This is a genomic window from Cellulosimicrobium sp. NPDC030954, from assembly GCF_055571305.1.
Genome location: NZ_JBVIFN010000013.1, coordinates 16,259 through 29,820 on the forward strand (window position 1 = coordinate 16,259; position 13,562 = coordinate 29,820).

Genomic DNA, 13,562 nt, shown 5'->3' on the forward strand with positions numbered 1-13,562 from the left:
GGAGGGCTCGTGCACCCGTCCATTGTGGCGGGTGTCACCGGCTCCTCCCGCCGCCCGCCGGTAGGCTTCCCCGAGCGGGCCGGGAACCTCTCCGGCCGACCGCCCAGCGCACAGGGAGAGCAGCCGATGCGGATCGTCGTCGCCGTGAAGTACGTCCCGGACATCCACGCCGACCGGGGCTTCGAGGGCGGGCGCGTCGTGCGCCGGGCCGACGAGGGGACGCTCAACGAGCTCGACGAGAACGCGGTCGAGGCCGCGCTGCGCCTCAAGGAGGCGCTGCCGGAGGCGGAGCGCGAGACCAGCGAGGTGATCGTCCTCACGGTGGCAGGGCCCGACGCCGACGGCGCGGTGCGCCGCTCGTACCAGCTCGGCGCGGACCGCGGCGTGCGCGTGAGCGACGACGCCGTCGCGGGCTCCGACTACTTCGGTACCGCGCGCGTGCTCGCCGCCGCGGTGCGCCGCCTCGCGGACGAGGCACCGGTGGACGTCGTCGTCACCGGCATGGCCGCGCTCGACGGGCTCGGCTCGGTCGTCCCCGCGCTCCTGTCCGCGGAGCTCGGGCTGCCGCAGCTCACGCTCGCGGGGAAGCTCGAGGTCGACGGCGAGCCGGGCGCGCGCACCGCGCGCGTCACGCGCGAGCTCGACGGCGTCGAGGAGGTCCTCGAGGCGCCGCTCCCCGCCGTGGTCTCGGTGACCGACCACGCGAACGACCCGCGCATGCCCAACTTCAAGCTCATCATGGCGGCGCGCACGCGCCCGGTGGAGGCGTGGAGCCTCGCCGACCTCGGCGTCGACCCGGCGCTCGTCGGCGACGCGGGCGCGCGCTCGCGCGTGACCGACGCGTCGCCCCGCCCGCCGCGCCCCGACGCCGAGATCGTCGTCGACAAGGGCGAGGGCGGCCGCGCCCTGGCCGAGTTCCTCATCCGCAACGACCTGGTCTGAGAGGCGTCCGCACATGAGCACCCCCGGGACCCGTACCGTCCTCGTCCTCCTCGACTCCGCCGGCACCGAGCTGCGCTCGCCCGTGCTGGAGCTCATCACCGTCGGCCGCTCGCTGGGGCGCGTCGAGGCCGTCGCCCTCGAGGCGCCGAGCGTCGACGTGCTCGCTCAGCTCGGCGCATACGGCGTCGCGCTCGTGCGCCAGGCGGAGCCGTCGTCGGGCGGGGAGGTCGTGACCGGCGACGCGCTGCACCTGACGCCCGTCGTGGCGGAGGTCCTCGCCGCCGCGACGCGCGCGTCCGACGCGGACGCCGTCCTGCTCACCTCGTCCTTCCCGAACAAGGAGGCCGCCGCGCGCCTCGCGTTCCTCACCGAGGCGGGACTCGTCGTCGACGCGTCCGCGCTGTCCGACGGCGGCACGCACCTCGTCGCGGACAAGCGCGTCTTCGCGGGATCCTGGGACGTGCGCAGCGAGATCGTCACCGACCCCGCCGTGCTCACGCTGCGGGCGAACTCCGTCGTCCCGCAGCCCGCGGAGGTCGCCGTCGCGACCGAGGTCGGCGCGCTGCGCCTCGAGCTCTCGCCCGCCGCGACCGCGGCGCGCGTCGTGTCCCGCACGGTCGACGAGTCGGCCGGCGCGGGCCGCCCGGCGCTCGGCGAGGCGGCGATCGTCGTCGCCGGGGGTCGTGGCACCAACGGCGACTTCGGTCCCGTCACCGAGCTCGCCGACGCGCTGGGCGCGGCCGTGGGCGCGACACGCGACGCCGTCTACGAGGGCTGGCACGACCAATTCGTCGGGCAGACGGGCGTCACCGTCGCCCCGCGCCTGTACATCGGCGCGGGCATCTCCGGCGCCCCGCACCACCGCGGCGGCATGCAGGCGTCGCAGGTGATCGTCGCGGTGAACAACGACCCGGAGTGCCCGCTGTTCGAGATCTCGGACTTCGCGGTCGTCGGCGACCTCGCGGACGTGCTGCCCCAGGCGGCCGAGGTGCTGCGCGAGCACCGCGCCTCCCAGGGCTAGCGGTCCGCTGGGCGGGTCGGCACACTGCTCGCATGGAGATCACGCTGCGCGGGCTGGAGGACGGCGACCTCGACCAGGTCTTCGCGTGGGAGCGGGATCCCGAGGCCGTCGCGCTCGCGGCCTTCACGCGCGCGGACCCGTCCGACCGCGACGCCTTCGACCGCCACTACGACCGTATCCGTGCCGATCCGACGTGCAGCGTGCGTGCGGTCGAGCGGGACGGCGCGTTCGTCGGGACGATCGGCAGCTTCACCGTGGACGGGGAGCGAGAGGTCACCTACTGGGTCGACCCGTCGCTCTGGGGGCGGGGGATCGCGTCGGCCGCCCTCTCGGTCTACCTCCTGGTCGAGCGGGAGCGTCCGCTGTTCGCACGCGTCGCGGCTCACAACGCAGCCTCGTCGACGGTGCTCACCCGGGCGGGGTTCGTGGAGGTGGGCAGGGAGGTCTCGTTCGCGCCCGGCGTCGGTGCCGAGGTGGTCGAGCGGATCCTTCGCCTGGAGTCGTGACCCGGGCGAGGTCGCACAGCGGGCTCCGAGAGTTCACCCGGCGTCCTCCGGGCGGTGGCCGGCCGGCCACCCATCGTTCCTAGCGTCGGGCCGACTCCCCGGTGACGGGGAGGCCCCCCGACCCGTGGAGACGACCGATGACGATCACGCCTGCCCCCGAGCATCGCCCCCTGCTCTCCGTCGCGCCGCACGCGCGCGGCAAGCGCAGCCCCGTCACCTGCCGGCTGAAGTGCGCGGACGCGTGCTCGCACCCGGTCCCCAACGAGAGCGCCAACGAGACGTTCCGGGACGTCGTCGCCGGCGTGATGTCGCGCCGTGCGCTGCTCGGCGGGCTCGCGGTCGGCGCCGCCGCCGTCGTCCTCGGTGCCCAGACGGTCGGTGCGCCGTCGGCCGCCGCGCAGGGCGTGACGACGCACGGGGGCCACGGCGGAGGCCGCCCGCAGAAGGGCCTGGCCTTCGGCGCGATCTCGCCCCAGCCCGCGGCGCGCGACGCGTTCGTCGTCCCCGACGGCTACCGGTGGCGGCCCGTGATCCGCTGGGGTGACCCGATCCTGCGCGGCGCCCGGCCGTTCGACGTCGGACGCCAGACGCCCGAGGCCCAGGCCCAGCAGTTCGGCTACAACAACGACTACCTCGACATCCTGCCGTTCGAGCGCCAGCACGCCCTCGCGGGCGCCCAGGGCAGGGGCAAGGGCCCCGGCCGGGGCACGCGCGGCCTGCTGGTCGCGAACCACGAGTACACCAACCCGGCGATCATGTTCGACGCCTCGTACGACGCCCCGACGCGCCGCGCCATCGAGCGCGCCGCGCACGGCATGTCCGTCGTCGAGGTGCGCCGCCGCCGCACCGGGACCCCGTGGGACTACGTCGCGGACAGCCGGTACAACCGTCGCGTGCACCTCTCGACCGAGTTCCGCCTGACCGGCCCGGTCGCGGGCACGGACCTCGTCAGGACCGTCGCGGACCCGTCGGGGACGCGCGTGCTGGGCACGCTCAACAACTGCGCGGGCGGCACGACCCCGTGGGGCACCGTGCTGTCGGGCGAGGAGAACTACAACGGCTACTTCCGCACGTCGGGCACGGGCCACGACGCGCGCTACGGCCTGCGCGACGCCGCGACCGGGTACGGCTGGGAGCTCGACGACCCGCGCTTCGACGCCCGCAACCCCGGCTACGAGAACGAGCCCCACCGCTTCGGCTGGATCGTCGAGATCGACCCGTACGCGCCGGACGAGCCGCCGGTGAAGCACACCGCGCTCGGCCGCTTCAAGCACGAAGGCGCCAACGTGATCCTCTCGCGGCGCGGCAACGCGGTCGCGTACATGGGCGACGACGAGCGCTTCGACTACGTGTACAAGTTCGTCTCGTCGCGCACGATGCGCCCGGGGAACAGCGAGGCCGCGCGACGCCACAACAAGACGCTGCTCACCGAGGGCTCGCTGTACGTCGCGCGCTTCACGGGCGACTCGCCGGCGGCCGAGATCGACGGCACGGGCGCCGTTCCGTCCGACGGCGCGTTCGACGGCCGGGGCGAGTGGGTCCCGCTCGTCCTGGACGGGCGGAGCCAGGTCCCCGGCATGAGCATCGAGGAGGTGCTCGTCTACACGCGCGTCGCGGCCGACCAGGTCGGGGCCACGAAGATGGACCGCCCGGAGGACGTCGAGCCCAACCCGGTCACGGGCCGCGTCTACGTCGCGTGCACCAACAACACCTCGCGCGGGCCCGCGGCGGTCGAGGCCGCGACCGAGCCGAACCCGCGCAACACCAACCGCGACGGGCACGTCGTGGAGATCGTCGAGGACGGCGACGACGCCGCGTCACTGACGTTCCGCTGGAACCTGCTGCTCGTCGCGGGCGACCCCGCGACGAACACCTCCACCTACTTCTCGGGCTACCCGAAGGAGAAGGTCTCCCCGATCTCCTGCCCGGACAACCTCGCGTTCGACGCCGAGGGCAACCTGTGGATCTCCACCGACGGGCAGCCCAGCACGATCCAGAAGTGCGACGGCCTGTTCAAGGTCACGCTCGACGGCCGCGAGCGCGGTCGCGTCGAGCAGTTCCTCTCCGTGCCGCGGGGCGCCGAGACGTGCGGGCCGCTCGTCGACTCGGCGGACCGCATGGTCTACGTGGCGGTCCAGCACCCGGGCGAGGACGGGTCGTTCGACGCGCAGGCGTCGTACTTCCCCGACTACCTGACGCCGGGCACCCCGGTCCCGACGGGCGCCTTCGCCGGCCCGCGGCCGTCCGTCGTCCAGGTGTGGCGCGACTGACGCGTCCCCGCGACCGAGGGGCCCGGCGTCGCGACGGCGCCGGGCCCCTTCGTCGTCCGCTCAGAGACCCGCTCAGAGCCCGAGGTGCTCCAGCCAGGCGACGGCTGCGACGCCCTGGGCGCGCTGGAACGCGCGCAGGCGGGGGATCGTCGGGACGGCGGGCTTGCGCGAGGAGTGCAGGAAGTACCCCGCGATCCCGGCGACGACCGACCGGAGGTCGGCCGGGTGCACGTCGCGCCCGAGGGGGTGCGCGGCGAAGGTCGACGCGGCCCACGCGCCGCCGCGCGCACGGCGCCCCGGGTCCGCGCTCACCGTGACCGGCTCGCAGACGTCCACGACACCCTGCATGACGACGCTCGGCAGGAACATCGCCAGGTCGAGCCAGGCCGCGCCGCGCGACGCGTGCGGCCAGTCGACGACGTAGACCTTCTCCGGCGTGAGGAGGATGTTGTCGGCGCGCAGGTCGCCGTGCACGAACGACTCGCCCTCGCACGCCACGAGCGCCCCGCGCTCGGCCTCCGCGAGCGCGTCGAGGTGCGCGGCGGCCCACGGCGCGACGGCGGCCAGGCGCGGGTCGGGGTCGTCGCGCAGCGCGCGCCATCCGGTCGCCATGTCGGCGAAGTCGGGCCCGGTCGGCGGCAGGCGCATGGCACGGGCCCCCGGGACGGCCGCGACGCGGACGAGGGTGGTCAGGACCCGGTCGAGCTCGTCGGGGTCCCAGGGCGTGGCGGGCACGTGCCCGTCCACGACGTCGAAGGCGAGCGCGATCCAGTCGCCGTCGCCGTGACCCCACGCGAAGCGCGGGGCCGGGACCTCGCGCGGCAGCCGGGTCGCGACCTTCGCCTCGGCGCGGTGGAGGTCGGCCGCCACCGGCTCGTCCGCGGTCCGGGCCGCCTTGACGAAGAGGCGGGTGCCGTCGTCGAACGTGAGCACGGACGCGAGCCCGGGGCTGAACCCGGCCGTGACCGAGCGCTCCTGCACGACCCTGCCGCCGGCGACGGCCTCCAGCTCGTCGCGCAGCGTGAGCGGGAGGTCTCCCCAGAGCAGGCGGCCACCGCCCGAGGCGACCGGGACGTCTCCGGCGACCTCGACGGCGGGTGGTGCGGCGTCGTCGGGCATCGAGATGCCACTTCCCCTGTCGGTGGCTGGACGGTCTCGTCCTCGGCACGTTCCCGTCCCGCGGCGATGTGTGGCGCGCGACGGCGGTCCTGCGACCGGGACGAGCGCCCGGCGGCGGCCGGGCGCAGACCTCTGACAACCTAGCGCTTCTCGCCGTGATGTCCAGCGCCGCCCACTCCTCGGACCGGTGCGCGCCGCGGTGCTCCGTAGACTGGGTGATCGTGACCCACCCTCCCGGCCCCGTCCCCGCGCCGGCGGCCTACCTCGACCACGCCGCCACGACGCCGCTGTCCGCGGCGGCGCGCGAGGCCTTCGTCGACGAGCTGTCGCGCACCGGCAACCCGTCGTCGCTGCACGCCGCGGGGCGCGCCGCGCGCCGCACGGTCGAGGAGGCGCGCGAGTCGATCGCCGCGGCCCTCGGCGCGCGCCCGAGCGAGGTCGTGTTCACCGCGGGAGGCACCGAGGCCGACAACCTCGCGATCAAGGGCCTGTTCTGGGGCCGGCGCACGACCGACCCGCGCCGTCGGCGGATCGTCGTCTCCGCGGTCGAGCACCACGCGGTGCTCGACCCCGCGTTCTGGATGGCCGAGCACGCCGGCGCCGAGATCGTCCTGCTGCCCGTCGACGGCGAGGGCCGCGTGGACCTGGCCGCGCTGCGCGCCGAGGTCGCGGAGCACGCGGACGAGATCGCGCTGATCTCCGTCATGTGGGCCAACAACGAGGTCGGGACGCTGCAGCCCGTGCAGGAGGTCGTGCAGCTCGCGCGCCCGCACGGCATCCCCGTGCACTCCGACGCGGTCCAGGCGGTCGGCCAGGTCCCCGTCGACTTCGCCGCGAGCGGCCTCGACGCGACGACCGTGTCCGGGCACAAGCTCGGCGGCCCCGTCGGCGTCGGCGCGCTCGTCGCACGGCGCGACGCGCCCCTCACGCCGGTCCTGCACGGCGGGGGCCAGGAGCGCGGCGTGCGCTCCGGCACGCTCGACGCGCCCGCGATCCGCGCGTTCGGCGTCGCCGTCGCCGAGGCCGTCGCGCACCGCGAGGAGCGCGCCGCCCACCTCGCGGCCCTGCGCGACGAGCTCGTCGCGGGCGTGCGCGAGCGCGTGCCGGACGCCGTCCTCAGCGGGCCCGAGCCGGGGTCCGGCGGTCGCGACGCCGCCCGCCTGCCGGGCAACGCGCACTTCACGTTCCCCGGGGCCGAGGGCGACTCGCTCCTCTACCTGCTCGACTCCGCGGGCGTGCAGGCGTCGACCGGCTCGGCGTGCCAGGCCGGCGTGCCGCAGCCGTCGCACGTGCTCCTCGCGATGGGCGTGCCGGAGCAGGACGCGCGCGGCGCGCTGCGGTTCTCGCTCGGCGTCACGTCCACGCCCGACGACGTCGCGCGCCTCCTCGACGCCCTGCCCCCCGCGGTCGAGCGTGCGCGGGCCGCCGGGCTCGCGTCCGGCCCGACGCGCGCCGCTGCTCCGACCCGCACCGCGGTCCCGACCCGCGCGGGCGGTGCCGCGTGAGGGTCCTCGCCGCCATGTCGGGCGGCGTCGACTCGGCCGTCGCCGCAGCGCTCGCGGTCGAGGCGGGGCACGAGGTCGTGGGCGTCCACATGGCGCTGTCCCGCAACCGCGACCAGTTCCGCACCGGGTCGCGCGGGTGCTGCTCGATCGAGGACGCGGGGGACGCGCGGCGCGCGGCCGACGTGCTCGGCATCCCGTACTACGTGTGGGACCTCTCGGAGCGGTTCGAGGACACCGTCGTCGCCGACTTCCTCGCGGAGTACGAGGCGGGCCGCACCCCCAACCCGTGCGTCCGGTGCAACGAGCACATCAAGTTCGAGGCGCTGCTCGACAAGGCGACCGCGCTCGGCTTCGACGCCGTCGCGACGGGCCACTACGCGCGCGTCGTGACGCGCGAGGAGGCCGACGAGACCGCCCCGGGCGGAGCGCGCACGGTGCGCGAGCTCCACCGCTCCCCGAACACGGCGAAGGACCAGTCGTACGTCCTCGCGGTCATGGGGCCCGAGCGTCTCGCGCGTGCGATGTTCCCGCTCGGGGACTTCGCGTCGAAGGACGAGGTGCGCGCCGAGGCCGCGCGGCGCGGGCTGTCGGTGTCCGCGAAGCCCGACTCGTACGACATCTGCTTCGTCGCCGACGGCGACACGCAGGGCTTCCTCCGCGACCGCCTGGGCGCGCGCCCGGGCGAGATCGTCGACGCCGAGGGCACGGTGCTCGGCGAGCACGACGGCGCCTACGCGTACACCGTCGGTCAGCGCAAGGGCCTCGGCATCGACCGCCCGGCACCCGACGGCCGCCCGCGGTACGTGCTCGACGTGCAGCCCGCGAGCAACCGCGTGGTCGTGGGGCCGGCCGAGCTGCTGAGCGTCGACCGCATCGAGGCCGGCGCGGCGGTCTGGTTCGACGACGCGCGCCCGGCGCCGGGGGAGCAGGCCGACGTCGAGGTGCAGGTCCGCGCGCACGGCGCCCCCGTCGCGGCGCGGGTCCGGGCCGCCGGCGACGCGATGGAGGTCGAGCTCACGGGCACGCCGCTCCGGGGCGTCGCGGCCGGGCAGTCGCTCGTCGTCTACGACGGCGCGCGCGTGCTCGGCCAGGCCACGGTGGACCGCGCCTACCGCTCGACGGCACGGTCGGCGGACCGGTCGGCCGGTCAGCCGACGCCGACGGGCGCGGGGTGAGCGAGCGCACGCACGAGCGCCGACTCGTCGCGCACGCACCAGTGCTCGACCTCCTGGCCCTCGGCGAAGCGCAGCACGTGCATCTCGCGCACCTGGAAGCGCCGTCCCGTCGGGGCGAGGCCGCGGAAGAACCCGGTGTGCCGCGCGCTCAGCTCGACGTGCAGCGCGACGAGGTCGCCCTCCGCGACCGCGTGCAGGACCTCGACGCGCTGGTCCTCGAACGCCTCGTCGTACCAGTGCATCATCGCGAGGAGGGCGTCGGTGCCGCCCTCGCAGCCGGGCGACGTGTCGTGGTTGCGGAACCCGGGCCCGAGCAGCGTCGCGAGCGCGTCGCCGTGGTTGCCGGGGATCGCCCGCGTGTGCACGGCGACCGCCGTGGCCTTGTTCTCGTGCGTGCCCATGTCGGAGTCCTTCCGCACACCCTCGTGCTCGGCGGCCGCGCGGCCCCCGGACCCCGGCGGGGTCGCGGCACGGCTCGGTTTCCCAGTGTGCTCCTGAAGAGAGGTGGTCGGCACGTGGTTCGTGACGAGAGGCCGGGCGGCGCCCGGGGCGGGCGCTCGCGCGCGGGTGCGGCATGACCGCGGTGAGCGGGCTCGGCCCGTGGCCCGGCGGCGAGGGCGTGGACGTGCTGGAGGCGCAGCTCACGGTGCTCGGCGACCTCGCCGAGGTCCCGACGGGCGTGCGCGGGGTCCCGTTCCTCGTCCAGCTCCCGGGACGCGGCCCCGGCGCGGACGCGACCGGGCGCACCGCGGCGCTGCTGCCGGGTCTGCCCGTCGAGCTGGGGCCGCACGGCTGGAAGCTCGCGGACCACGGCGGGTCGGACCTGCGCCGGTCCGAGGCGTACCTGCGCGAGGACCTCGAGGCGCTCGCGATCGCGGGCGCGGGGTACACCGGTCCGCTCGCCGTGACCGTCACCGGGCCGTGGACGCTCGCCGCGGACGTCTACCTCGCGCGGGGCGACCGCGTGCTGTCCGACCGGGGCGCCGTGCGCGAGGTCGTCGAGGCGCTCGCGGCGGCCGTGGGCGACCACGTCGCGCAGGTGCGCCGGCAGGTCCCCGGGGCGGACGTCGTCGTGCAGGTCGACGAGCCGCTGCTCGCCCAGGTCGGGGCGGGCGTGCTCCCGTCGTTCTCGGGCTACTCGCGCCTGCGCGCGGTCCCGGGCCCGGACCTCGTGGAAGGGTTGCGGCCCGTGCTCGACGCCGCGCGCGCGGCGTCGGCGTCGACGGTCGTCCACGTGGGACCCGCCTGGGTGGGCGTGGCGCCCGTCGTGCTCGCGGGCGCCGATGCCGTCGGCATCGCGCTCGGCGCGTGGGACGAGAAGCTGTGGGAGACCGTCGCACGCGCGGTCGAGCGGGGCGTGGGCCTGTGGGCCGCGCTCCCGCCCGCGAAGGTGTCGCAGTGCGCCGGCCCTGCGCTGGGCGAGCTCGCCGACCTGGTGAGCGTGCCGTGGCGCCGGATCGGGCTCCCGCTGCCCGCGCTCGACGACGTCACGCTCCTGGGCGCCTCCCGAGGTGCCGGGGGAGGGCCCGGCCGCGGCGTCGCGGGCACCCCCGACGAGCACCGCGCGCTGCTCGCGAACCTGGGCCGTGTCGCCGACGTCCTCGCCGAGCGCGCCCACGCCTGAACGTCGCCAGGACACGCGCTCGACGCTTCCCGAGCGCGCTCCCGCATGCGTACGCTTGACCGGCGTCGCCCCCCTCGTCCCCTCACCGCGAAGGACCTCCATGCCCGTGCTGCGAGCCGTGCTGTTCGACCTCGACGGCGTCCTCACGCCGACCGCCGAGATCCACATGCGCGCCTGGGAACGCCTGTTCGCGCCCTACTGCGCGGCGCACGGGCTCGCCCCCTACACCGCCGCGGACTACTTCGCGTCGATCGACGGCAAGCCCCGGTACGACGGCGTCGCGACGTTCCTCGCGTCGCGCGGCGTCGAGCTGCCGCGCGGCGACGCGTCCGACGCCCCCGGCGAGGGCACCGTGACGGCGCTCGGCAACCGCAAGGACGAGATCGTGAACCGCATGTTCGCCGAGGAGGGCATCGCGCCCTACCCGGGCTCGGTGCGCTTCCTCGACGCCGTGACCGGGGCGGGCGCCGCCGTGGCCGTCGTGTCGTCGTCGCGCAACACGCCCGCGGTCCTCGCCGCGGCGGGGCTCACGGACCGGTTCGGCGTCGTCGTCGACGGCAACGTCGCCGCGCGCGAGCACATCGCCGGCAAGCCGGCCCCGGACACCTACCTGCGCGCGGCCGAGCTGCTCGGCGTCCCGGCCGCGGAGGCGATCGTCGTGGAGGACGCGCTCTCGGGCGTCCAGGCCGGCGCCGCCGGGGACTTCGGGCTCGTGCTCGGCGTCGACCGCGGCGTGGGCGCCGACGCGCTGCGCGCGCACGGGGCCGACGTCGTCGTCGCCGACCTGGGCGAGCTGGACGCGACGGTCCTCGACCGCCCGCGCGCCGCCGCGACCGCACCGGCCGACTCCGCGCCGGCCGGCGAGGAGGCGGGCGCGTGATCCGCAAGACCGCCGACGAGCAGAGCACCGTCGACCGCCTGCGCTTCCCCGCCGAGCCGTGGCGGCTCGTCGAGTCGCAGTTCTCGGCCGAGGACCTCGGCGTGACCGAGACCCTCTTCGCCGTCGCGAACGGCTACCTCGGCATGCGCGGCAACGTCGAGGAGGGGCGGGAGTCCCACTCGCACGGCACGTTCGTCAACGGCTTCCACGAGACCTGGTCGATCCGGCACGCCGAGGAGGCGTACGGGTTCGCGCGCGTCGGGCAGACCATCGTCAACGTCCCCGACGCGAAGGTCATCCGGCTGTACGTCGACGACGAGCCGCTCCTGCTCCCCGTCGCGGACCTCGTCGACTACGAGCGGTCGCTCGACCTGCGCGACGGCGTCCTGCGCCGCGAGCTGCTGTGGCGCACGCCGTCGGGCAAGCGCGTGCAGGTTCGCTCCGAGCGCATGGTGTCGTTCGTCGAGCGGCACCTGGCGGTCATGACGTTCGAGGTGACGCTGCTCGACGCCGCGGCGCCCGTCGCGATCTCGTCGCAGGTCCTCAACCGCCAGGACGGGCAGGACGAGTACCACGTGCGCTCCGCGTCGCTCGGCGAGGGGTTCGACCCGCGCAAGACCGACCAGTTCTCCGGGCGCGTCCTGCAGCCGCAGTCCCAGTGGGGCGACGACGAGCGGCTCGTGCTCTCCTACCGCGCCACGAACTCGGGCATGACGCTCGCCGTCGCGGCGGACGACCTGCTCGAGACCGAGAACGCGTGGGACGTGCGCACCCAGGTCGACGAGGACCTCGCCAAGCACGTGTTCCGCATCCACGCCGAGCCCGGCCGGCCCATCCGGCTCACCAAGCTCGTCGCGTACCACACGTCGCGCGGCGTGCCGTCGCGCGAGCTCGTCGACCGCTGCCGCCGCACGCTCGACCGCGCGCGGGAGACCGGCGTCGAGGGCCAGGTCGCGCTCCAGCGCGAGTGGCTCGACGACTTCTGGGCCCGTTCCGACGTCGAGGTCCCGGGCCAGCCCGGCATCCAGCAGGCGGTGCGCTGGAACCTCTTCCAGCTCGCCCAGGCCACGGCGCGCGCCGAGGGCAACGGCGTCCCCGCCAAGGGCCTCACCGGCTCCGGGTACAGCGGGCACTACTTCTGGGACACGGAGATCTACGTCCTGCCGTTCCTCACGTACACGAGCCCCCGGTACGCGCGCAACGCGCTGCGGTTCCGCTACCAGATGCTCGACGCCGCGCGCCGTCGCGCGGGCGAGCTGTCGCAGAAGGGCGCGCTCTTCCCCTGGCGCACCATCAACGGCGAGGAGGCGTCCGCCTACTACGCCGCCGGCACCGCGCAGTACCACATCGACGCCGACGTCAGCTACGCGCTCGTGCAGTACGTGCGCGCCACGGGCGACGTGGACTTCCTGCGCCGCGAGGGCGTCGACATCCTCGTCGAGACCGCCCGCATGTGGGAGGACCTGGGCTTCTGGCGCGCCAACGGCGACGACAACTTCCACATCCACGGCGTCACCGGCCCGGACGAGTACACGACCGTCGTCAACGACAACCTCTTCACCAACGTCATGGCGCGGTTCAACCTGCGCGCGGCGGCGTTCGTCGTCGAGCGCATGAAGGCCGAGCACCCCGAGGACTACGCGCTCCTCGTGGACCGGCTCGGGCTCGGCGCCTACGAGGCCGCGGAGTGGGTCCGCGCGGCCGACCACATGTCGATCCCGTACGCCGAGAGCATCGGGATCCACCCGCAGGACTCGCACTTCCTCGAGCGCGAGATCTGGGACCTCGCGCACACACCCGCGAACAAGCGGCCCCTCCTGCTGCACTACCACCCGCTCGTCATCTACCGCTACCAGGTGCTCAAGCAGGCCGACGTCGTGCTCGCCCTGTTCCTCCAGGGCCAGCACTTCACGGCGGAGGAGAAGCTCGCCGACTTCGAGTACTACGACCCGTTGACCACCGGCGACTCGACGCTGTCCGGCGTCGTGCAGTCGATCGTCGCGGCCGAGGTGGGCTACCACGAGCTCGCGCTCGAGTACTTCGTGTCGTCGCTGTTCGTCGACCTCGCGAACCTCCACGCCAACGCGGCCGACGGCGTGCACGTCGCCTCCGCCGGCGGCACGTGGTCCGCGCTCGCGTGCGGGTTCGGCGGCATGCGCGACTCCGACGGCGACCTGACCTTCGACCCGCGGCTGCCGCAGGAGTGGGAGTCCCTGACGTTCCGCGTCCAGTGGCACGGCTCGCGCCTGCGCGTCACCGTGCTCCCCGACGCGATCGAGCTCGACGCCGAGACCGGCGACGGCGCGCAGGTCACCGTGCGCGGCGAGCGCGTCAAGGTCGTGCCGGGCGAGGTCACGCGCGTCGCGCTCGACGGTCAGGGCCCCGTGAAGCCCGGCCGTCCGAGCCTGCGCGCGCTCTCCGGCAACCGCCGCGACGACGGCACCCTCATCACCGCCACCGTCCCGCACTCCTGACCCCGCGCTCTCCGTCGGCGGCCCCCGACCCGCCGACGGAGGCCCT

General features: G+C 75.2%; 11 protein-coding genes. 9 read left to right on the top strand and 2 right to left on the bottom strand.

The features are described from left to right. The first annotated feature begins 126 nt into the window (after positions 1-126). From ACZ402_RS18425 to ACZ402_RS18440, 4 genes are all read left to right on the top strand, one after another. Entirely contained in the window at positions 127-942 is an 816-nt protein-coding gene (locus ACZ402_RS18425) for an electron transfer flavoprotein subunit beta/FixA family protein (RefSeq protein WP_375825617.1), read from the top strand. 13 nt (positions 943-955) lie between these two features. After that, complete coding sequence (locus ACZ402_RS18430; RefSeq protein ID WP_375825618.1) at positions 956-1,963, top strand: electron transfer flavoprotein subunit alpha/FixB family protein; 1,008 nt, start codon at positions 956-958, stop codon at positions 1,961-1,963. A 32-nt stretch (positions 1,964-1,995) separates the two neighbouring features. Beyond that, positions 1,996-2,469 carry a GNAT family N-acetyltransferase gene (locus ACZ402_RS18435; protein WP_375825619.1) on the top strand — a complete coding sequence of 158 codons (474 nt, stop codon included), beginning with the start codon at positions 1,996-1,998 and terminating at the stop codon, positions 2,467-2,469. Positions 2,470-2,606: 137 nt separating this feature from the next. Continuing rightward, complete coding sequence (locus tag ACZ402_RS18440) at positions 2,607-4,739, top strand: PhoX family protein (protein ID WP_375825620.1); 2,133 nt, start codon at positions 2,607-2,609, stop codon at positions 4,737-4,739. Positions 4,740-4,811: 72 nt separating this feature from the next. On the opposite strand, the gene ACZ402_RS18445 is transcribed toward ACZ402_RS18440, so the two are convergent. Further along, positions 4,812-5,858, bottom strand: a complete 1,047-nt coding sequence (locus tag ACZ402_RS18445) for an aminoglycoside phosphotransferase family protein (protein ID WP_375825621.1) — start codon at positions 5,856-5,858, stop codon at positions 4,812-4,814. A 221-nt stretch (positions 5,859-6,079) separates the two neighbouring features. On the opposite strand from ACZ402_RS18445, the gene ACZ402_RS18450 reads away from it, so the two are divergent. Together ACZ402_RS18450 and mnmA are read left to right on the top strand one after the other, a co-directional pair. Further along, complete coding sequence (locus tag ACZ402_RS18450; protein ID WP_375825622.1) at positions 6,080-7,363, top strand: cysteine desulfurase family protein; 1,284 nt, start codon at positions 6,080-6,082, stop codon at positions 7,361-7,363. Continuing rightward, positions 7,360-8,538 carry a tRNA 2-thiouridine(34) synthase MnmA gene (mnmA, locus tag ACZ402_RS18455; RefSeq protein WP_375825623.1) on the top strand — a complete coding sequence of 393 codons (1,179 nt, stop codon included), beginning with the start codon at positions 7,360-7,362 and terminating at the stop codon, positions 8,536-8,538. Before ACZ402_RS18450 ends, mnmA begins: the two co-directional genes overlap by 4 nt. Here the strand turns inward: mnmA and ACZ402_RS18460 are convergent. Then, positions 8,511-8,939, bottom strand: coding sequence for an ester cyclase (locus ACZ402_RS18460; RefSeq protein WP_375825624.1), 429 nt, complete (start codon positions 8,937-8,939; stop codon positions 8,511-8,513). The genes mnmA and ACZ402_RS18460 overlap by 28 nt on opposite strands. Before the next feature lie 173 nt (positions 8,940-9,112). Here ACZ402_RS18460 and ACZ402_RS18465 point away from each other — a divergent pair, with 173 nt between their 5' ends. From ACZ402_RS18465 to ACZ402_RS18475, 3 genes are all read left to right on the top strand, one after another. Then, positions 9,113-10,162: a uroporphyrinogen decarboxylase/cobalamine-independent methonine synthase family protein gene (locus tag ACZ402_RS18465; RefSeq protein WP_375825625.1), complete on the top strand. Its 1,050-nt coding sequence runs from the start codon at positions 9,113-9,115 to the stop codon at positions 10,160-10,162. A 100-nt stretch (positions 10,163-10,262) separates the two neighbouring features. Beyond that, positions 10,263-11,042: an HAD family hydrolase gene (locus ACZ402_RS18470; RefSeq protein ID WP_375825626.1), complete on the top strand. Its 780-nt coding sequence runs from the start codon at positions 10,263-10,265 to the stop codon at positions 11,040-11,042. After that, complete coding sequence (locus ACZ402_RS18475) at positions 11,039-13,516, top strand: glycoside hydrolase family 65 protein (RefSeq protein WP_375825627.1); 2,478 nt, start codon at positions 11,039-11,041, stop codon at positions 13,514-13,516. Before ACZ402_RS18470 ends, ACZ402_RS18475 begins: the two co-directional genes overlap by 4 nt. Positions 13,517-13,562: the final 46 nt, after the last annotated feature.